Here is an 18513-nt window from a genome sequence, read left to right as displayed (position 1 = left end):
TTATTATGTTTTAACAAAGTTAAATTTATGTTTATTTTCATATTAGAAAGATAACATAAAGGACTTTTTCCTCTTATCAACAATTGCAGTCAATCACTAATTTATCCGCATAATCTCCTTTCAGCTATCCACATCTATCCATAACAGAGTACAATTAACCGCTGTGTATTATTGTTTAACCTGATAGGAGCTGTCTTCATGCCAATCACGGCGAATACCCTGTACCGTGACAGTTTTAACTTTTTCAAAAATCAACTGTTAAGTACTCTGACTCTGGCCGTTCTAGCGGCTCTGGTGACTACCCTATTGGGGCACCTGTTTATCCCTGATAGTGAACAGATGAAGCTGCTGACAGAAGCAGAATTCACTTTTGCAACTTCAGGTAAAGCAGGTATTCAGGATATGGTGTCCCAAATGACCCCAGAGCAACAGTCAATGATCATGCGAGCAGGGATAGGAACTATTTTCTCCAGTATGATTGGCAATGTGCTGCTGGTTGGTGGTGTATTGACGTTGGTCACGGCAGTTTCAGCGGGAAATCGTATTTCTTCATTACAGGCAATTGGTTTATCAGCAAGCCAATTACCAAAACTGTTCCTGCTACTGCTTATCTGCACCTTGCTGATTCAACTTGGTTTGATGCTGATGCTGGTACCCGGCATTATTTTGTCTATCGCCCTGGCTTTATCACCCGTGATTATGACCACTGAACGTTGTGGTATTTTTGCTTCAATGAAAATAAGTTGGAAACTGGCATTTGCCAATATTCGCTTGCTGGTTCCGGCCATTCTGTTGTGGCTGACCGCAAAGCTCTTACTGGTGTTTATTATTGATCGTCTGACATTCATTCATAGTGAGATGGCGGGAATCATGCTTGGTGTGTTTAATAACCTGATCTCAGCCATTCTGCTAATTTATCTGTTCAGGTTATATATGCTGGTTGCCTCTTCACAACAAAAAATGAATATAAAATAGCTGTTCAAACAAACCCCATAGCGATAAAAGCTATGGGGTTGACAGTGAATACAGAATAAGCCAGTTTATATCCCCTGCCACACGACAGGGAATTTCTGTAGAAAGAAGTAGCTAATTAGCAAATTTCGATTAGAACCGATAACCTACGCCAACTACCCAAGTACCTATCTTAAGCTCATCCAATTTTGAATATTCATAAGATGTATCGATAGTCCAATTTGGCATAGGGTCAAACTGTAATCCCAATCCGTAGCTGACAGATGTTTTACTCTTACTGCCACTTATTGAATCAACATAATCTGAGTTCTTAACCTTTCCATGTGCAGCACCCACCATACCGTATACGCTAACATATTCATTAAAACGATATGTAGGGCCCGCCATCAGGGAAAAATAATCCATATCAGATTCAGCTACTTTTCTGCCACCACGATAATAATCGTAACCTAAATATGTATATGTAAGTGAGCTAATAACACCCAAATTATTATCCAATTCGTAGCGGTACTTTAAGTTGAAGCCCTTTGGGTTATCATCAGTCTTTTCACCGTTAAACTTTGCATGACTCTGAGCATAGCCACCAGAAATTGTACTTTCACCGCTCGCATTTGCTGCAAATGCGAATACAGATAAACCAACAGCCACCACTGAAGCTACCAGTGTTCTTTTCATTGAAAATCCCTAAAATTGTACAAAATATAGAAAAAAATAATTACGGAAAGGTATTATTTATCAGTAACCATATAAAAAACAACAAAATTCCGTTTATTGTTAACTTCCCGTTTAATAAAGTAAAAAACTAAGTATTAGCGTCGTATTTCTCTTTTTTAGCAGAACTCATTGAGGCGCGGGCATTCTTGCCCATAGAGACGCCAGGTATACACACAGGTATGACTGCTGGCGGGCGTACAGATGATGACGTAGTCCCGTCGCCGATCTGTACTGCCGCTTTACTCTCGCTTACCGGCAATTTGATACTTTTGGTTGCCACAGCTGTATTACCATATTCGTCTTTAGACATAACAACCACGAAAAGGGCTTCGGTAGCTAATGCTGTGATGTTGTAGTATTTTTTGGTGTCAACTTTCGCCTGCCAGTTAACCAAATCGCCATCAAATGGTATCTTTATCCCATTAACATAAACACGCGTTGTCACAATTTTACTGCTGTCCTTCGCCGTACCAGAAATTGTAAGCGTAGTACCAGCAAGAGATGCATTCAATACTAACACCGGGGGCAGCTTATCTGTACGTTGCACCGGTGGTACTGTTTTTCCGTCTGAGTAGTCCAGTATTTCGTCGGCCAATGGGGGAACCCGGGGTGCTATAGTTCTGTTATTGGTGGCGAATTCATAAGCGTATGCGTACCGAAGAAGATCGTTATCGCTGTAAGCTGGGCCAATGAATGTTAAGTTAACAGGAATACCCGTGTCCTTCATGGTCCCCATGCTCACTGAAACACTTGGGATACCCAAGTGACGGAGAACATAGTTGGTGTTCGAGTAAAAGTTACCGTTCTGCAATGCTTCTTCGTACGAGACATCATTAACATCTGCGTTAGCCTTACCGATGTTGCCGTTTGCGGGAAAAACAATGAGATCAAGCTTCTCCGCCTTCATCCAGTTCTCAAGGTCTATCTTTCGCGTTTCTTCGAGGCCACGGAGCATAGTCGCAAAACCCGGTAGTGTCTCGATGGGCTGGATCCCAGCTTTAATTGTGTCGATGAGCAATTTATAATCCGAATTTCGATTAAATCCGCGACACGCATCGACGGATGCTGGCGGGTTCGGAAATACTGTCTCCGGGTCAATATTAGTCCAAGAAGGGAAATTCGGGTCTCCTACACTCTTGAGGAACTCTTCGTCCACATAGGAATTTATGTAGTTAAACTCCAACGCCATCCAGTCGAGCGGAATAAGTCCGCGCTCTTCCATTGTTCTAGTACCTGCACGGTCCCCCTCATAATTATTCTGGAGTGGGAAATCGATTTCAATCACATCAGCGCCAAGCGCACGAAGGTCGGCAGCAGCCTTATCCCAAAGTTCAATGATAGACGGCCTGACGCGAACGGGATCACTTCCACCAAAATCTTTGCCAATGTACATCTTTGGAACGCCAACTCTTCGTCCCTTCAGCGAATGTGTGTCCCTGAGTTCAAGATAGGTTTTAGGGCGTACTGAAGTCACAGCAGGTAGTTTGACAACCTTCTGATGACGCCAGAGGTCTCCTTCTGTGATCGGATCATCAACCACTACCACATCCAGGACTCGAAGCATATCCTCAACAGTACGTGTATGCGGGACAACCACATCACGTATAGGGTACAGAGGCCAATTGCCTCGGATTGAGATCAATCCACGTGAAGGCGTATAGGCCACCAGAGCATTATTAGAAGCAGGTGAACGACCAGACGACACGGTTTCTTCCCCCATACCGAAGGCCGCAAAATTTGCCGCCGTTGCAGTAGCCGAACCGTTCGATGAACCGGAAGACCATGCAGCCGTAAGATAGTCAGCGTTGTAGGGACTTTCCGCACGACCATAAACACCTCGCTGCATACCACCAGCTGCCATCGGAGGCATGTTTGTCTTTCCGATGAGAACCCCACCAGACTCCCGAATCTTTTTAACCGTGAAAGCATCATCTTTTGCCATCAGCTTTTTGAAGGCGGGTGATCCCGCCGCTACGGTGAGACCTGCAACCATATAGCTATCCTTAACAGTGTAAGGGATCCCGTGAAGAGGTCCGAGTATAATGCCTTCAGACCGTAGACGGTCTGCCTCCGCAGCCTCCTCAAGCACTCTTGGATTTAAGACAGGAATGGAGTTCAATTTTATACCATTGAGATCATAGGCATATACTCGGTTCAGGTACATTGTCGTCAATTCGACACTCGACAACGCACCAGCCTCCATCGCTTGCTGCATCTGTTTGATGGTTGCTTCTTGCAACGAAAAAATCCGCGTGTTGGATGCATCAGTAGTTGGCATGAATACCACGCTCATGAATAATGAACCCATCACTACTAATACGCTGTTGGGTATGCTCCCGGTAAACTTCCTTAACCAGAACAACCAGGCATTACATGTAATAGGTCGACCTGACTGAACGGCAGTTATACTTTCTAACTCCATAATTAATCTCCAATAATGGATGAACGCAAGGATCCGTTAATTTTTTAATAGATAAATAAGTTATTTTTACTTTAATTTATATAACTATTAGTTAGCTTATTTTGCTAAGAACACATACCTGATGACGCCGTACGCAATAAATTTCACCTATCCGCTCGATAAATGAAGCGACAATTGCATTTCCTCTATTGAAAAATTTTGACACAACTAGCGTCATGAATACGACTGCAATTTATTCAATTTACCCATTTTTCCTTTGAATCTGTAGCACGATAACCAATTCTGCACAGTTAGACGGTATATTTTGCACTCATTAAGCTGTGGGCGGACAAAATAGTTGTAAACTGAATTGCGCTTTTAGTCGTTAAACTGATAGAAATGCTGGCTCAGGGTATCGCTGAAGGCATTATCGACGTTCCCAGGGATCATTGACCAAACTATCGCTAAACACCCGATGCGCAGGCCGACCTTATTGACCACAACAGTACAACTTCAAGAAAAACAACGGACAAATTAATGTGAAAGCGATGGCAAAGATATTAGAGTTTCACCTGAAACAACATTTTTGGCGGGATGACTGAACTCGGTTTCACCCTCAAAGTTTACAGAATTGGGGGTTGTGCCACAGGTCACCTATCCAATTTATTCACAAGGAATCCCATATGCGGCTATCTATTCAAACTTTATCAGTCTTTACATCTTTTGCTTTCCTCATTGCTCCGTTTTTCACTCAAGCACATAGCAGCAATACTGCTGGTATTAACGTTGAAAAATTGCTTGAAACTGAAAAGTCTTGGGATGGCGTGCCTTATCAGGGATATCCTAAAGGTACTCCTCAACTTTCAGTTCTCAAAATTACTATTGCTCCAAATACCAGCCTTACCTGGCATGAGCACCCGATACCTAATGTAGCTTACGTGCTGAACGGGGTGTTAACAGCAGAGAAAAAATCCAGTGGTGAAAAACGTCTTATAAAGGCGGGAGAGGTGTTATCCGAGATGGTTGACAGCACTCATCTCGGTTACACAGGCAAAGAAGGTGTTACTCTCGTGGTCTTCTACGCAGGGCAAAAAGGTATCCCTCTTTCTAAACCCGTTGAGTAAAAATCACTCAGGCACCTCGACACGACCTTTAACCTGAGAGCTGTTGGCACAGATAAACTCGGTGTTCAGGTCATTCAAAACCCGCCCGAACTGCATCGTGTCGGTCCGGCGGGTTTATGGCACGAGTAACTAGTGTTACCCTTGGTGAGCACTTCAACGGGTTCGTTGGTGATATGATCCAATCTGGTCTTTATGGCAACATATCCGAAGTTGTCCGCGATGCTTTGCGCCTGATGGAGGCTCGCGAGCAGTGTATTCAGAATGTTCGTGAAATGGCGCTGGCTGGCCTGAATTCCCCTGTCAGCAAAAATATTTTGTAATGGCAGCGAAGGACTTAAATGTATAAGTTTTCCAAGTTGGCTGATGAAGACATATTTCATATTGCTTATACGATACAGCAGTTTGGTCAAAACCAGGCTAGGTGTGCGCCGCTTCGAGTTCAAGAAACATTCCATCTACTACATGTTGCAGGATAACGACATCTTCATTTCACGCGTCATTCACCAGTCGATAGACGTTGATATACTCGACTTTCCAGAATAAGTTTACGGTGATTGTTATTCCAAGTTTAAAATGTCACTCCATTGTTCAATATTATATAGCGTTATGCGAATCCCGCGCCGATCTTTCGTCTATCACCCCCTACAATTCTCCCTCTCTAGGGATTTTTATTTTTTACTCTGCAAGTTTGTGCAGCCACTTGCAGGAACAGCCAGATACAAGTGGCACAAATCTGACACAGGGAGTCATACTTATGTTCTTTATATATTCCCATCACCGGTAGATATATGAATCATTATCTTTTGATGTAATTAGAGTACCATTCGGGCTTACTTTGAATCATTCGTACAGCGAAATAGAGATCGGGCACCACAACTAGATCGTCATCACTGCTTCTCAGTTTATTTTGTTTTATCCAGCGGGTAAGTTCTGTCCGTCGGCCAGCGAGCACCAGTGTGACACCTTTTACTTTCAATTCAGTAATCAGTTCATCAATAGCCGCAAAAACACTCACATCGTCATAGGTAAAGCTCACAGCCGCATCAACAACCAACCAACCCGGACGTTTTTTCGCCCTGTCTACATGCTGCAACACCCGTTTTTTAAAATAACTGACATTGAAATAAGTCAATGGGGAGTTAAACCGGTACATCATCACACCGTCTAGCGGTCTAATCTCATTGCCTTGGTTAATGGAATGGATCATCCCTTGCTCATTAACGCCCAAAAGCTGATCTGTCGGGCGGAAGACAATACGCAAAAACTGCAATAAGCCAAGCAGAACAGCAAAACCAACACCGTTAATCAAACCCACCACCAACACTGAAATCAGTGTAAACAGTGATAAAGTAAATGCCTGACGATTTCGTTTCCGCAGTGACCAGATCCCCCGTAAATTCAACAGTGATGATGCCGAATAAATCAGCACTACACCAAGAGATGACAATGGAATATGCGCCAGGAAACCCGTCATGAATAACAAAACCAGCAAGATAACCACAGCGGCAATCACAGAAACCAATTGTGTTTTCCCACCAATAGCATCATTAACCGCAGTTCGGCTGCTGGCAGCACTGACAGCAAACCCTTGAGATAAAGCAGAAGCGATATTCGCAATACCTAAGGCCCTAAGTTCAGAATCCGCATCAATCTGATAGCCGTTTTTATTGGCAAAACTACGGGCCGTCATCATAAAACTGACAAAACTGATAACAGCAAGGTTCAGGGATGGGATAACCAGATCACGCATAATTCCAGGTTGGAAATCAGGCATTGGCACAACAGGCAATCCCCCTCCGCTGACACTGCCAACAATCTGAATACCGTATTTTTCAAGCCCAAATTGCCAGCTTACATACGTCGTTAATACCATTGCCAACAAGGGCCCCGGCCAAGCCGGGCGCAAGAAACGTACAGTCAGCAAAATCAATATCGTCGCAACCGACATTGCCAATGTCGGTAAATGCGTACTCAGTAGTTTGGCAGGTAATGCGATCACCCGTTCAATTAATCCAACAGGTACGCCGGCAAAGCCAAAGACTTTAGCCAACTGATCTACAATGATTGTCAATGCCACACCGTTCATTAATCCTTTAAGGATCGGTCTTGAAAGAAAATCAGCCAATGCACCTAATCGAAAATGACTCGCGAGAATACACCATATTCCTGTCATTAACGTCATCGCGATCGTAAGCTGCCAACGTACATCTTCATTACCAAAAACCAAGGGCGCAACTGCTGCCGCAATGACGGCACACGTTGCTGCATCCGGCCCGACAATCAACTGTCTTGAAGTGCCAAATAACGCATAAGTGAACATTGGCAAGATACATGCGTAGAGGCCGATAATTGCATTTATTCCCATTAATTCAGCGTAAGCAATAGCAACCGGCAGAGCTACTGCGGCCACAGAAAACCCAGCCCTTAAATCATGACTAAACCACTCTTTGCGATAATGAGAAAAATTGCCCAGCCCTGGCATCCAACGCTGTAGTTTTTTCCACTGCATCTGGTTTATGCCCTCTTATTTTTCAACGGGTTTTAGCTATAATGCTGCGTTATCTGTTCACTGACAACAGGAAGTTAATTACGCCGCTCTTTATGGTAAAATTGTGCGAAACAGATCGATAAAAATCTTTATTTATCGATAAATAAAGCCATACTGTGCCGCTTAGTATATTCAATCACCAAAATCGGATAGCGTCAGATGCCGGAATTACGATAGGTTCAAACATGAAACAACTTTTAGACTTTCTCCCTTTAGTCGTATTTTTTGTTGTATACAAAATGTATGACATTTTCTATGCTTCCGGGGCACTGATCGCCGCCACCGGTTTAGCTGTAGCAATAACTTACTTCATCTACCGGAAAGTAGAGAAATCTTCTCTGATCACATTTATCATGGTTACGGTTTTCGGCACTCTGACCTTAGCTTTCCACAGCGATCTCTTTATTAAGTGGAAAGTCACCGCAATCTATGCCTTATTCGCATTAGCCTTGCTCGTCAGCCAATGGTTCATGAAAAAACCACTTATTCAGAAAATGCTAGGAAAAGAGCTGGTTTTACCGGATTTTGTCTGGAATAAACTCAATATGGCATGGGCGCTGTTTTTTATTGCCTGTGCGCTCGCCAATATTTATGTCGCTTTCTGGTTACCACAAGATGTTTGGGTTAACTTTAAAGTATTTGGCCTGACTGCCTTAACCCTGGTTTTCACCGTGCTCAGTGTAGTCTATATTTATCGTTACTTGCCACGCGAACAGAAATAACCCTATTCAAATGGATACCTGTCTGCTATCGTCTGTAGGCAGGTATTGTTTTTTCATCAAATAAAGTAAAATTTTCAATGACACAACAACAATTACCTAACGGAGAATTAGTCCTCCGCACACTGGCTATGCCCGCTGATACCAACGCCAATGGAGATATTTTTGGCGGATGGCTGATGTCACAAATGGATATTGGTGGCGCAATTCTGGCAAAAGAAATTGCGGAAGGCCGTGTTGTCACTGTCAGAGTAAATGGTATTACTTTCCTTAAACCTGTCGCTGTTGGTGATGTCGTCTGCTGCTACGCGCATTGTCTCAAAACCGGAAACAGCTCAATTACTATTAACATCGAAGTCTGGGTGAAGAAAGTAGCATCTGGGCCTGTAGGTCAACGTTATCGTGCAACCGAAGCGGTATTCACTTATGTTGCTGTTAATGAGGATAATACCCCCCGCCAATTACCTGAAGGAAAAACCCAATTCCAACTGACCAACAGCGCTGACGAATAAGCCTGATTATTAATGCAAAAAAGGAGCGTCTGAACCACGCTCCTTTTTTATCTGCATTTTCCCGCCAATCAAGATTGGGATATACCGGTTATTTTGAATTCTACTGTTGTGATATAGCCAACAGCGGGTATTTTTTCATAGCGCCATTTTCTCATTGCTTTTTTTACTTCTCTGTCAAAAACATTAGGTGGATTGGCACTAATCACTTCGATATTTTTTACCCGACCGTCTTCATCAATGTCATATTTGACTTTAACATTACCTTCAATACCCAGTGCTGACGCTCTGGATGGATAAATAGGTAATGATTTATTTAACGCTTTTGGTCCATTCTGCGATTTAATTTCCGTATTAGTTGCCGGTTTATTCTGGTCATTATCAGTCCGGTTAGCCAGTGGCTTTTCCAATTGTTCAGTTGTCTTTTCAACTGACTCAGATTGCTTTTTAACAACCTTCTTCTTCACTTCCGGTTTGGGTTTTAGCTTCTTTACCTCTGGCTTTGGGATCACCGGTTCTGGAACAGGTTCCGGCTCTTCTGGTTCTGACTCGGGTTCAGGTGCCGCCGGTTGTGAAACCGAGACTTCCTCAGCAGCTAACTGAATCATAGCTACAGACATAAGTGCAGCGTCAGACTGCCTTTCCGGTATCGCAGAACAAAAAAGTGCAGCAGCAACAGAAATATGCAAACAAACTGATAGTAATATTGGCCAATGTATCCAACGCATAAGGGGGCTCTTGATTAGCAGCATAGTAGTCAATCCTCGAATGACTGCTAGTTTAAATGCAAATAGCAATCATATTCAATAAAGATTGTAGGTGAGCGTGAATATAAAGCCAAAAATATTATTTTTTAATGCACCCATTCACTATGTTGAACAAACAATAAAGCTCGCCGCTGTTTATAAACATCTAATTTACGTAGTGAATAAATACGTAAATTCCGTCTTGATTGTCCTTCCAGCCAACGGCGACGACGGTTGGAATTCTGGCGCAATCTCCGCCACCTTCCTACTTCATTCCGACTATGTCTCATACAATTATACCTGTAAAAAATACCACGCTCATTATATAGGCCTTTAAAAAAGAGATCCAAAGCGTATCTGGATAGTCCTTTTTATGTCAATAGTGCGAAATGACCCATATCAAGTATCATGCTTGCAGTATACTTGCCAATTTTTTGGTAAATTCATCAGGTTAATTAGATCGTGTATATCCCGTGCTTCAGGGAAACCGAGTTAAACGCCACCAAAGATGTTTGAACAAAACAGGATTGATTGCCGAACATGACAACCTTTTATTCCGTCCTAAGTTGGCTTGCTATTTTCTTCTATTGGCTACTCGTTGCCAGTATCACCTTACGTATTTTAATAAAACGCCGGCCTGTAACTTCCGCGATGACCTGGCTGCTGATTATTTATATCCTGCCCTTAGTTGGCATTATCGCTTACCTGTCATTTGGTGAGTTGCATTTGGGAAAACGCCGAGTTGAGCAGGCAAAAGCCATGTGGCCGTCAACAACGGTATGGCTTGAAGAATTGCGCAAATCTCGTCATATCTTCGCCACGGAAAATAGCGAAGTCGCGACACCTTTATTCCAACTTTGCGAACGGCGGCAAGGGCTTGAAGGCGTTAAGGGTAACAAGATCCAACTGCTGACAACCTATGACAATTCACTAAAAACCATCATCAAAGATATTGAGAATGCCAAACACAGCATTGAGATGATGTTCTATATCTGGCAATCTGGCGGCTTGATTGAACAAGTGACTGATGCCCTTATGGCTGCGGCACACCGAGGAGTCAGATGCCGTGTTATGGTGGATTCAGCCGGCAGCTGGTTATATTGCCGTAGCCAATACCCTGACATCATGCGCCAGGCGGGAATTGAATTTGTTGAAGCTTTACCAGTCAATATCTTCCGTTTATTTCTACGCCGGATGGATCTGCGCCAACATCGTAAAATTATCCTGATAGACAACTATATTTCTTACACCGGCAGTATGAATATGGTCGATCCACGCTTTTTTAAGCAAAACGCCGGCGTTGGACAATGGATCGACATCATGGTGCGGATGGAAGGACCGGTTACCACGACGATGGGGGTTATTTACGCTTGTGACTGGGAAATGGAAACAGGTCAACGCATCTTTCCAGCCTCACCAGACAACAATATCATGCCATTTGAACAAGCCAGCGGGCATACAACTCAGATTATTGCATCTGGTCCAGGATTCCCTGAAGAGTTAATTCAACAATCTTTAATGACGGCTATTTTCTCTGCCCGTAAGCAATTGATATTAACCACCCCTTATTTTGTTCCCAGTGATGACCTGATGAATGCTATCTGCACTGCGGCTTTAAGGGGGGTGGAAGTTATTATTATTGTTCCTAGCAGAAATAATTTTTTCCTTATTCGCTGGGCAAGTCGTGCATTCTTTTCTGAACTATTGAATGCGGGCGTTAAGATTTATCAGTTTGAAGACGGTTTATTACATACCAAAAGTGTCTTGGTTGACGGCCAACTCAGTATGGTTGGTTCAGTTAATCTTGATATGCGCAGCCTGTGGCTGAATTTTGAAATTACCGTGGTTATTGATGATGAAAACTTTGGTAATGATCTGACTCTGGTGCAATACGATTACATCGCCCATTCTACATTGCTGGAAATCCATGAGTGGGAACAACGCCCTTTGTGGCATCGAATAATTGAACGCATTTGTTACTTTTTCAGCCCACTACTGTAACCAATACCCTCATCTTGACAAGATGGGGGTACCAATCAACGCTCCGTCATGCTTTAATTATCCCATCATTACTGACCAATGAATTGATATGGACAACAACCCTTCACAAACAATGGATTTAGATCTCAATAACCGAATGACAGAAGATGAAACCCTTGAGAAAGCGTATGACATCTTTCTTGAGCTGGCATCATCCAATCTTGATCCTGCGGATATTTTGCTATTCAGCTTACAATTCGAAATACGGGGCGGCGCAGAATTACTGGCTCCTTCTGAGGATTGGCTGGAACATGTGGATTTCGATCTAAACCCTGATTTTTTCGCAGAGGTGATTATCGGGCTAGCTGAATCTGAGGATGCTGAGATTAATGATATTTTTGCCCGTATTCTGATTTGTCGGGAAAAATCTCACCAGATTTGCCATATTTTGTGGAAAGAGTAATTGTAGCGACAATAGAGTACAGACAATATTAAGACATATCAATTTCATCTTTTACTTTTGTACTCCTCAGCGCCTCATATAAGAAATAGATGCTGACGAGAAGTAAATAAGTGCCTAATGTAATCATTGCATCATTTGATTGCATGTAACGTGACAAAATGTAAGAAACAGTAGAGCCAAAAGGTATTGCAGAATAGATAATCATGTAAGATGCAGAAATAACACTCACCACTTCATCTTGGTGATAATTAGTCTGTCGTTCAGTATAAAAAACAATTAAGTTGATGGCACTCAACAACATAACAACGCTCCACGCTATTGATGAAATATAGATGTTATTAGCTATAGGTATACAAATTAAACACAGAGCACATATTATCCCTGTAATAGAAATCAAATGCCATTTATTAACATTATTCTTATAAATAATCCTGCCGATCCTTACTCCTATAATTAACCCGACCGTGGACATAGCAAAAAACAATCCTAATTGTATATCCGTCAAATTGAATCTTTCGATTAAAAAATATGTCAGTATAGATTGGAATCCATGTAAGGCTATATTTGAAAAGAAAAATCGCCTCAGTAAATAATTAACAAATAAATTATCTTTAATAAGTTTAAAACCTTTGATAGTTTTTAAGATGAAATGCTCACCGGTGGTTTTTACTCTTAATTCTATGTTTATTTTGGTCAAAATAAACATAGAAATCACATATATGACACCGATGATAAGAAATACATTACTATAACCTAAATAACTTAATATGGTTGCACCGATAATTGGCCCTATAGCAGGAAATAAGCTATCGACAAAAGCAATTTTCCTACTCATTTCCTCCATGTCTTCTTTATGTGGTAATATCTCTTTCAATGTACTGTGAATAATGGTTTGATACAAGATAAGAATGGATGATAACAAAAATACCACCATAAAGAAAACAAGGTTACTAAAATTAATCTCAAAGTAGGTATAGGAAAAGAGACATAAAAGCAAGCCAATTAGATTCAGTATTAATAGGCTTGCTTTTTTTGCAAGCCTGTTTTCGAGCAGATTAGCTACCGGAGGGGCAATGATATTTGGTGTAAACAGCAATCCATAGCTAATCGTCATCATTTGTAATGATTTTGTTTCTGAATAAAGAACTAACGGAGCGATAAATTTAAAAACCCAATTATTCATCGAGTTGAGGATGTATGAAACTAAAAAATATAGTGATTGGCTACTTTTTAATTTAAACATTGGTCAACTCGTTCCTTCATTTCCTTGAATATCGCATAACCCCTTTCTGTTAGGTCGCCATACTGCTCTATGATATTGTATGTTTCATTATACCGAGTTAATGCCCTTTCCAAGAACTTTTCATTGCTATTGCTATTGGTATCTGATTTAACAGCTTGTCTGAAATAAGACACAATATTACCAAGCACATAATTGGCATGATAAATACCTGACATTGGCCTTTTGTCTTTTCTGAATGGTGCCGTATAGAGATTTTCTATAGGATTGTTGACAAGCTGATCTTTGGTTTGCTCTAAAAATAATTTTGAGTGTGATGCCTCATGAACCAAATCTTCAATATATTGGTTTATTGAGCTGATCTCTTCCTTCGTATTGGGAGAAATAATTATGCATCCCAACGCTTTTAATGTTGATCCCGATTTTATGCCCCCACGTTCAGTTTGACCGACCAAAACAATATGCTTTATTAACGAATTGACAAAGTCGTAGTAGTAGGGTGAAACAGATTTCATGAGATCCAACGATTGATGTATTTTAACTATTTCTTCCTCTGAGTTTCCCGTGAATGGGCCGAATGCATAAACACCATCATCATTGATGTCATTATCCGGTTTATCATAGATATCTTTTAAAGTTTTTGATATATCTTCCGAGATGTTAGCATTAGTAATAACTGATATTTCCGGTCTACTAGGAACCAATGTATTAGGATTGTGAACAGATAAGTGATCTAATGCAGATTTTAAGAAATTTTCTGCATTTTTTTGGTTTTGCTCTTTTATCGCATCAACACACAAAAAGTAGTTGGCAAAAACTTTCCAGTTATAATTTATTTTTAACTCATCGTTGAAGGTAATATTGAAGTTTTCAGACAAATACTTTAATGAAGACAACACTTCATCTTCAAAAAATGACTTATTCTTCTCAATGACAGTAGTCATGACAAACTCCTTATTAATAAAGGATATTAAAGTGTCCAGATGATTCCATTTGGACACTTTAATGACGTCAGATAACACTCACTTTAAATTGATGATAACAACAGCAGTATACAAATGACCTTTTGGGATGAACAATTTTGAAAGATCGATATTGTTCATATTGACGTCTCCTTTTCTTAAGTAAAATTCAATTATACCAACCACACCAAAAAACATTAACTTAATTAATACTTTTGACAACGTCACCAATAATTTATAATGGATCAACCTTCAAACAAGACACCGCATGGCGAAAACTCCCTTCCATCAATGGTCGGGTTTTAGCACATTCAGGATCTGCCATCGGGCAACGTGTACGGAAAACGCATCCTGATGGCGGATTAATGGGTGACGGTAATTCTCCTTCCAACAGCTCAATGTGTTTATTTCGCTCTTTATCCGGATCAGGTACCGGCACTGCCGACATCAATGCTTTGGTATAAGGGTGCTGTGGATTATGATAAACCTCATCATAAGTGCCCAACTCCACCGCATGCCCAAGATACATCACTAATACACGATCAGATATGTGCTTAACTACCGCAAGATCATGGGCGATAAAAATCAGCGACAGCCCCATTTCCCGTTGTAATTCCTGCAACAAGTTCACTACCTGAGCCTGAATAGATACATCAAGTGCAGATACTGGCTCATCACAAATCACTAACTTAGGCTCAAGAATAAGCGCACGGGCAATCCCGATACGTTGGCACTGACCGCCAGAGAATTCGTGCGGGTAACGGTTAATCAGATTCGGCAATAACCCAACCTTCATCATCATTGCTTTTACCCGGTCTTTGATTTCCAGCGCTTTCATCTTAGGATGATAAGTGCGCAGTGGTTCAGCGATAATATCGCCAATCGTCATTCTCGGGTTCAGCGATGCTAATGGATCCTGGAATATCATCTGGATATCACTGCGAATATCCCGCCACTGTTTATCATTCAGATCCAGCAGGCTTTTTCCCAACCAAGTTACTGAGCCACCAGAAGACTTGACCAATCCGATCACTGCACGGGCAAAAGTCGATTTACCGCAACCGGATTCACCAACCACACCAAGGGTTTCCCCTTCGTATAACCTTAATGTAACGCCATCAACCGCTTTCAGGGTTTTTGCTGGCTGCCAAAACCATTGTTTGCCATCTTTAATATCAAAGTGAACTTTCAGATCGGCCACTTCCAGCAACACACGTCTTTCTTCAATCGGACTCATACCAATTCTCCCGGTGCTTTAAAACAGGCTCGCAAACGCCTATTGCCAAATGCCTCTAACTGTGGTTCACAAGCCGCGCAATGGTCTACTGCAAACTGACAGCGTGGCTGGAACGGACACCCTTTCGGCAACCGTAATAAATTAGGCGGATTCCCCGGGATTGTCGTCAATGACTCTTCATCACCATCAAGGCGAGGAACAGCATTAAGAAGGCCAATAGAATAAGGATGTGTTGGTTGATAAAACACTTCGCGGGCCGTGCCATACTCCATCGTTCTCCCCGCGTACATCACCAGTACTTTGTCACAAACACCGGCAATTACCCCCAAATCGTGAGTAATCATAATTATTGCGGTATTAAATTCCTGTTGCAGTTCATTCAACAGAATCATAATCTGTGCCTGAACCGTAACATCAAGTGCAGTTGTCGGTTCATCAGCAATCAGCAATTTTGGCTGGCATAATAGTGCCATTGCAATCATCACGCGCTGACGCATTCCACCAGAAAACTCATGAGGGTACATGCTCATACGTTTACGCGCTTCTGGCATTTTGACGGCATCCAGCATCCGAATCGATTCAAGATATGCTTCACTTTTACTCATACGTTTATGCAACATTAATACTTCTGTGAGCTGGTCACCAATGCGCATATAGGGATTGAGAGAAGTCATTGGGTCCTGAAATATCATTGATATTTCTTCCGCTCTCATGCGGTTAAGTTCTTTCTCTGCCAAGTTAAGAATTTCCCTGCCATTAAAAATAGCAGAACCGCCAATTGTGCCGTTTCTGGCAAGCAATCCCATCAGCGCAAAAGCGGTTTGTGATTTTCCAGAACCCGATTCACCGACAATTCCCAGTGTCTCCCCTGCCCGTAAATCAAAATTCAGCTTGTTCACTGCGGTAACATCCCCATCTGGGGTACTAAAAGTTACGTTCAAATCTTTAACAATTAACAACGACTCAGAACTTTTCTGGTTTTTAACGCTGTTCATGTTACCTCCTTAACGATCTTTCGGATCGAGGGCGTCACGCAAGCCATCGCCGATAAAGTTAAAACAAAACAGGGTCACCACCAGAAAACCGGCAGGAAACATCAGCAACCACGGGGAAACTTCCATCGAATTTGCACCATCACTTAACAACGCTCCCCAACTGCTTAATGGCTCCTGCGTTCCCAATCCCAGAAAGCTAAGAAATGATTCAAACAGAATCATGCTTGGAACTAATAAAGATGCATAAACCACCACCACACCCAATACGTTAGGGACAATATGGCGTAACACGATGTAACGGGTTGGCACCCCACACACTAGTGCCGCTTCAATAAATTCCTTACGTCTCAAGCTCAGTGTCTGACCACGGACAATACGCGCCATATCAAGCCATGACACCATACCTATTGCGACAAATATCAACAAAATATTCTGCCCAAAAACGGTCACCAGCAGGATCACAAAGAACATGAATGGGAATGAGTTCAGGATCTCCAACAGACGCATCATCACTGAGTCTATTTTTCCACCCAGATAACCGGATAATGACCCATATAACGTTCCAACAACTACGGCAACCAAGGCTGCGGCAATCCCAACCATCAATGAAATACGCCCACCAATAGCAACACGTACCAGTAAATCACGACCAGAGGAATCGGTACCGAAATAATGACCTGATTCAAACTCAGGTGGCATAGACATCATAGCCCAGTCAGTATCATCGTAAGTAAATTGGGCCAGCATCGGTGCAAGGATCACAAACAAAGTAATCAACGATAACAAGCACAAACTGGCAATTGCTGCCCGGTTGTGAATAAAACGACGTCGTGCATCCTGCCACAAACTGCGGCCTTCAATTTCCAGTTGCTCAGAGAAATTTTCCAGAGCTTCGCTGCTTTGTTTATTGACTATCATTGCGCGCTCCAATCTTAATAACGGATCTTCGGATCGATGACGGCATACAACACATCAACAATCGCATTGAACAGAATAGTCAGGCCACCAACCAAAATCGTCAGGCTTAGTACCAATGAATAGTCACGGTTCAACGCCCCATTAACAAATAACTGACCTATTCCCGGTAAACCAAAGATCGTTTCAATCACCATCGAACCGGTGATGATACCGACAAAAGCAGGCCCCATATAAGAGATGACCGGCAGCAATGCGGGTTTTAAGGCATGACGGAATATAATGATACGTAATGGTAACCCCTTGGCACGTGCAGTACGGATAAAATTAGAGTGCAGTACTTCTATCATCGAACCACGGGTGATACGCGAGATACTGGCGATATAGGCCAAAGACAATGCTACCATGGGTAAGATCATAAATTTTGGCGCCCCGCCATTCCAGCCTCCTCCCGGCAACCATTTAAGGTGAATAGCGAACCCCAGCACCAATAACGGCGCCACAACAAAGCTTGGGATAACAACCCCCGTCATGGCGAATCCCATCACGGTATAATCCCACTTTGTATTCTGGTTAAGTGCAGCAATAACCCCGGCGCTGACCCCCAGCACAACCGCCATAATAAATGCCGATGCGCCTAATTTAGCCGATACCGGAAATGCCGTCGCGACCAGATCGTTAACTGTGTAGTCCTTATATTTAAAAGACGGCCCAAAATCCCCTTTGGAAAGCTGGATTAAGTAATCAAAATATTGTTTATACATGGGGTCATTCAGATGATATTTCGCTTCAATATTCGCCATCACTTCTGGCGGCAATTTCCGCTCACCGGTAAATGGGCTGCCTGGCGCCAGCCGCATCATGAAAAACGAAATCGTGATAAGAATAAAAAGTGTCGGGATCGCCTCTAAACAACGGCGTAAAATAAACTTAAGCATTGCCCGTTCCTATGTGTTGGCCCTAAACCCTGGCCTTAAAATAATCTGAC

Annotated in this window: 18 protein-coding genes and 1 pseudogene; 8 read left to right on the top strand and 11 right to left on the bottom strand. The window is 42.3% G+C overall.

Annotated features, from left to right (window positions below; genetic code table 11):
- Positions 1-198: 198 nt before the first annotated feature.
- The gene (locus ACUN2T_RS12825; protein ID WP_445493415.1) at positions 199-975 is read left to right on the top strand and encodes a YciC family protein; all 777 of its coding nucleotides are present in this window, start codon (positions 199-201) and stop codon (positions 973-975) included.
- A 129-nt stretch (positions 976-1104) separates the two neighbouring features.
- Here ACUN2T_RS12825 and ACUN2T_RS12820 read toward each other — a convergent pair whose 3' ends face one another.
- Complete coding sequence (locus ACUN2T_RS12820; protein ID WP_445493414.1) at positions 1105-1647, bottom strand: Ail/Lom family outer membrane beta-barrel protein; 543 nt, start codon at positions 1645-1647, stop codon at positions 1105-1107.
- A 127-nt stretch (positions 1648-1774) separates the two neighbouring features.
- Entirely contained in the window at positions 1775-4108 is a 2334-nt protein-coding gene (locus ACUN2T_RS12815) for an amidase (protein WP_445493413.1), read from the bottom strand.
- Between the two features lie 662 nt (positions 4109-4770).
- Between ACUN2T_RS12815 and ACUN2T_RS12810 the strand changes: the two genes are divergently transcribed.
- The 3 genes and pseudogenes from ACUN2T_RS12810 to ACUN2T_RS12800 all read left to right on the top strand — a co-directional run bounded on the left by ACUN2T_RS12810 (position 4771) and on the right by ACUN2T_RS12800 (position 5754).
- Positions 4771-5211, top strand: a complete 441-nt coding sequence (locus ACUN2T_RS12810) for a cupin domain-containing protein (protein WP_445493412.1) — start codon at positions 4771-4773, stop codon at positions 5209-5211.
- Positions 5212-5327: 116 nt separating this feature from the next.
- Positions 5328-5531 carry a type II toxin-antitoxin system ParD family antitoxin gene (locus ACUN2T_RS12805; protein WP_445493411.1) on the top strand — a complete coding sequence of 68 codons (204 nt, stop codon included), beginning with the start codon at positions 5328-5330 and terminating at the stop codon, positions 5529-5531.
- 18 nt (positions 5532-5549) lie between these two features.
- Positions 5550-5754: pseudogene (locus ACUN2T_RS12800) on the top strand (type II toxin-antitoxin system RelE/ParE family toxin).
- A 253-nt stretch (positions 5755-6007) separates the two neighbouring features.
- On the opposite strand, the gene ACUN2T_RS12795 reads toward ACUN2T_RS12800, so the two are convergent.
- The gene (locus tag ACUN2T_RS12795) at positions 6008-7720 is read right to left on the bottom strand and encodes a SulP family inorganic anion transporter (protein WP_445493410.1); all 1713 of its coding nucleotides are present in this window, start codon (positions 7718-7720) and stop codon (positions 6008-6010) included.
- Positions 7721-7944: 224 nt separating this feature from the next.
- On the opposite strand from ACUN2T_RS12795, the gene ACUN2T_RS12790 reads away from it, so the two are divergent.
- Positions 7945-8481 (top strand): septation protein A, encoded by a 537-nt coding sequence (locus tag ACUN2T_RS12790; protein ID WP_445493409.1) that lies wholly within the window; start codon positions 7945-7947, stop codon positions 8479-8481.
- Positions 8482-8558: 77 nt separating this feature from the next.
- Complete coding sequence (yciA, locus tag ACUN2T_RS12785) at positions 8559-8990, top strand: acyl-CoA thioester hydrolase YciA (RefSeq protein ID WP_445493408.1); 432 nt, start codon at positions 8559-8561, stop codon at positions 8988-8990.
- A gap of 68 nt (positions 8991-9058) precedes the next feature.
- On the opposite strand, the gene tonB is transcribed toward yciA, so the two are convergent.
- Positions 9059-9715, bottom strand: coding sequence for a TonB system transport protein TonB (gene tonB / locus ACUN2T_RS12780; RefSeq protein ID WP_445493407.1), 657 nt, complete (start codon positions 9713-9715; stop codon positions 9059-9061).
- Positions 9716-9840: 125 nt separating this feature from the next.
- Positions 9841-10023, bottom strand: coding sequence for a YciY family protein (locus ACUN2T_RS12775; protein ID WP_445493406.1), 183 nt, complete (start codon positions 10021-10023; stop codon positions 9841-9843).
- 250 nt (positions 10024-10273) lie between these two features.
- Here ACUN2T_RS12775 and cls point away from each other — a divergent pair, with 250 nt between their 5' ends.
- Both cls and ACUN2T_RS12765 read left to right on the top strand, forming a co-directional pair.
- A complete protein-coding gene (gene cls / locus ACUN2T_RS12770; RefSeq protein WP_445493405.1) occupies positions 10274-11734 on the top strand; it encodes a cardiolipin synthase in 1461 nt (486 codons plus the stop codon).
- A gap of 112 nt (positions 11735-11846) precedes the next feature.
- Positions 11847-12176 carry an HI1450 family dsDNA-mimic protein gene (locus ACUN2T_RS12765; protein ID WP_350305026.1) on the top strand — a complete coding sequence of 110 codons (330 nt, stop codon included), beginning with the start codon at positions 11847-11849 and terminating at the stop codon, positions 12174-12176.
- 28 nt (positions 12177-12204) lie between these two features.
- Here ACUN2T_RS12765 and ACUN2T_RS12760 read toward each other — a convergent pair whose 3' ends face one another.
- The 6 genes from ACUN2T_RS12760 to oppB form a co-directional block, all read right to left on the bottom strand.
- Positions 12205-13419, bottom strand: a complete 1215-nt coding sequence (locus ACUN2T_RS12760; RefSeq protein ID WP_445493404.1) for an MFS transporter — start codon at positions 13417-13419, stop codon at positions 12205-12207.
- Entirely contained in the window at positions 13407-14360 is a 954-nt protein-coding gene (locus ACUN2T_RS12755; RefSeq protein ID WP_445493403.1) for an aKG-HExxH-type peptide beta-hydroxylase, read from the bottom strand. The genes ACUN2T_RS12760 and ACUN2T_RS12755 overlap by 13 nt, the downstream gene beginning before the upstream one ends.
- Positions 14361-14613: 253 nt before the next feature.
- On the bottom strand, positions 14614-15615 hold the full coding sequence (gene oppF, locus ACUN2T_RS12750; RefSeq protein WP_445493402.1) for a murein tripeptide/oligopeptide ABC transporter ATP binding protein OppF: 1002 nt from the start codon (positions 15613-15615) through the stop codon (positions 14614-14616).
- Positions 15612-16610: an ABC transporter ATP-binding protein gene (locus ACUN2T_RS12745; protein ID WP_445493401.1), complete on the bottom strand. Its 999-nt coding sequence runs from the start codon at positions 16608-16610 to the stop codon at positions 15612-15614. The genes oppF and ACUN2T_RS12745 overlap by 4 nt, the downstream gene beginning before the upstream one ends.
- A 9-nt stretch (positions 16611-16619) precedes the next feature.
- On the bottom strand, positions 16620-17528 hold the full coding sequence (gene oppC / locus ACUN2T_RS12740) for an oligopeptide ABC transporter permease OppC (RefSeq protein WP_445493400.1): 909 nt from the start codon (positions 17526-17528) through the stop codon (positions 16620-16622).
- 14 nt (positions 17529-17542) lie between these two features.
- Positions 17543-18463, bottom strand: a complete 921-nt coding sequence (oppB, locus tag ACUN2T_RS12735; protein ID WP_021325326.1) for an oligopeptide ABC transporter permease OppB — start codon at positions 18461-18463, stop codon at positions 17543-17545.
- Positions 18464-18513: the final 50 nt, after the last annotated feature.

The organism is Photorhabdus machadonis, from assembly GCF_052657765.1.
Note: the sequence above shows the minus strand (reverse complement) of the source record. Positions and strands in the feature narration are given on the sequence as shown.

Bases quoted from the DNA above. Each gene is read 5' to 3' on its own strand.
- ACUN2T_RS12745 (WP_445493401.1), bottom strand. From the start codon at position 16,610: ATGAACAGCGTTAAAAACCAGAAAAGTTCTGAGTCGTTGTTAATTGTT.
- ACUN2T_RS12805 (WP_445493411.1), top strand. From the start codon at position 5,328: ATGGCACGAGTAACTAGTGTTACCCTTGGTGAGCACTTCAACGGGTTC.
- tonB (WP_445493407.1), bottom strand. From the start codon at position 9,715: ATGCGTTGGATACATTGGCCAATATTACTATCAGTTTGTTTGCATATT.
- oppB (WP_021325326.1), bottom strand. From the start codon at position 18,463: ATGCTTAAGTTTATTTTACGCCGTTGTTTAGAGGCGATCCCGACACTT.
- ACUN2T_RS12820 (WP_445493414.1), bottom strand. From the start codon at position 1,647: ATGAAAAGAACACTGGTAGCTTCAGTGGTGGCTGTTGGTTTATCTGTA.
- ACUN2T_RS12825 (WP_445493415.1), top strand. From the start codon at position 199: ATGCCAATCACGGCGAATACCCTGTACCGTGACAGTTTTAACTTTTTC.
- yciA (WP_445493408.1), top strand. From the start codon at position 8,559: ATGACACAACAACAATTACCTAACGGAGAATTAGTCCTCCGCACACTG.
- oppF (WP_445493402.1), bottom strand. From the start codon at position 15,615: ATGAGTCCGATTGAAGAAAGACGTGTGTTGCTGGAAGTGGCCGATCTG.
- ACUN2T_RS12760 (WP_445493404.1), bottom strand. From the start codon at position 13,419: ATGTTTAAATTAAAAAGTAGCCAATCACTATATTTTTTAGTTTCATAC.
- ACUN2T_RS12810 (WP_445493412.1), top strand. From the start codon at position 4,771: ATGCGGCTATCTATTCAAACTTTATCAGTCTTTACATCTTTTGCTTTC.
- ACUN2T_RS12795 (WP_445493410.1), bottom strand. From the start codon at position 7,720: ATGCAGTGGAAAAAACTACAGCGTTGGATGCCAGGGCTGGGCAATTTT.
- ACUN2T_RS12775 (WP_445493406.1), bottom strand. From the start codon at position 10,023: ATGAGACATAGTCGGAATGAAGTAGGAAGGTGGCGGAGATTGCGCCAG.
- cls (WP_445493405.1), top strand. From the start codon at position 10,274: ATGACAACCTTTTATTCCGTCCTAAGTTGGCTTGCTATTTTCTTCTAT.
- ACUN2T_RS12815 (WP_445493413.1), bottom strand. From the start codon at position 4,108: ATGGAGTTAGAAAGTATAACTGCCGTTCAGTCAGGTCGACCTATTACA.
- oppC (WP_445493400.1), bottom strand. From the start codon at position 17,528: ATGATAGTCAATAAACAAAGCAGCGAAGCTCTGGAAAATTTCTCTGAG.
- ACUN2T_RS12790 (WP_445493409.1), top strand. From the start codon at position 7,945: ATGAAACAACTTTTAGACTTTCTCCCTTTAGTCGTATTTTTTGTTGTA.
- ACUN2T_RS12755 (WP_445493403.1), bottom strand. From the start codon at position 14,360: ATGACTACTGTCATTGAGAAGAATAAGTCATTTTTTGAAGATGAAGTG.
- ACUN2T_RS12765 (WP_350305026.1), top strand. From the start codon at position 11,847: ATGGATTTAGATCTCAATAACCGAATGACAGAAGATGAAACCCTTGAG.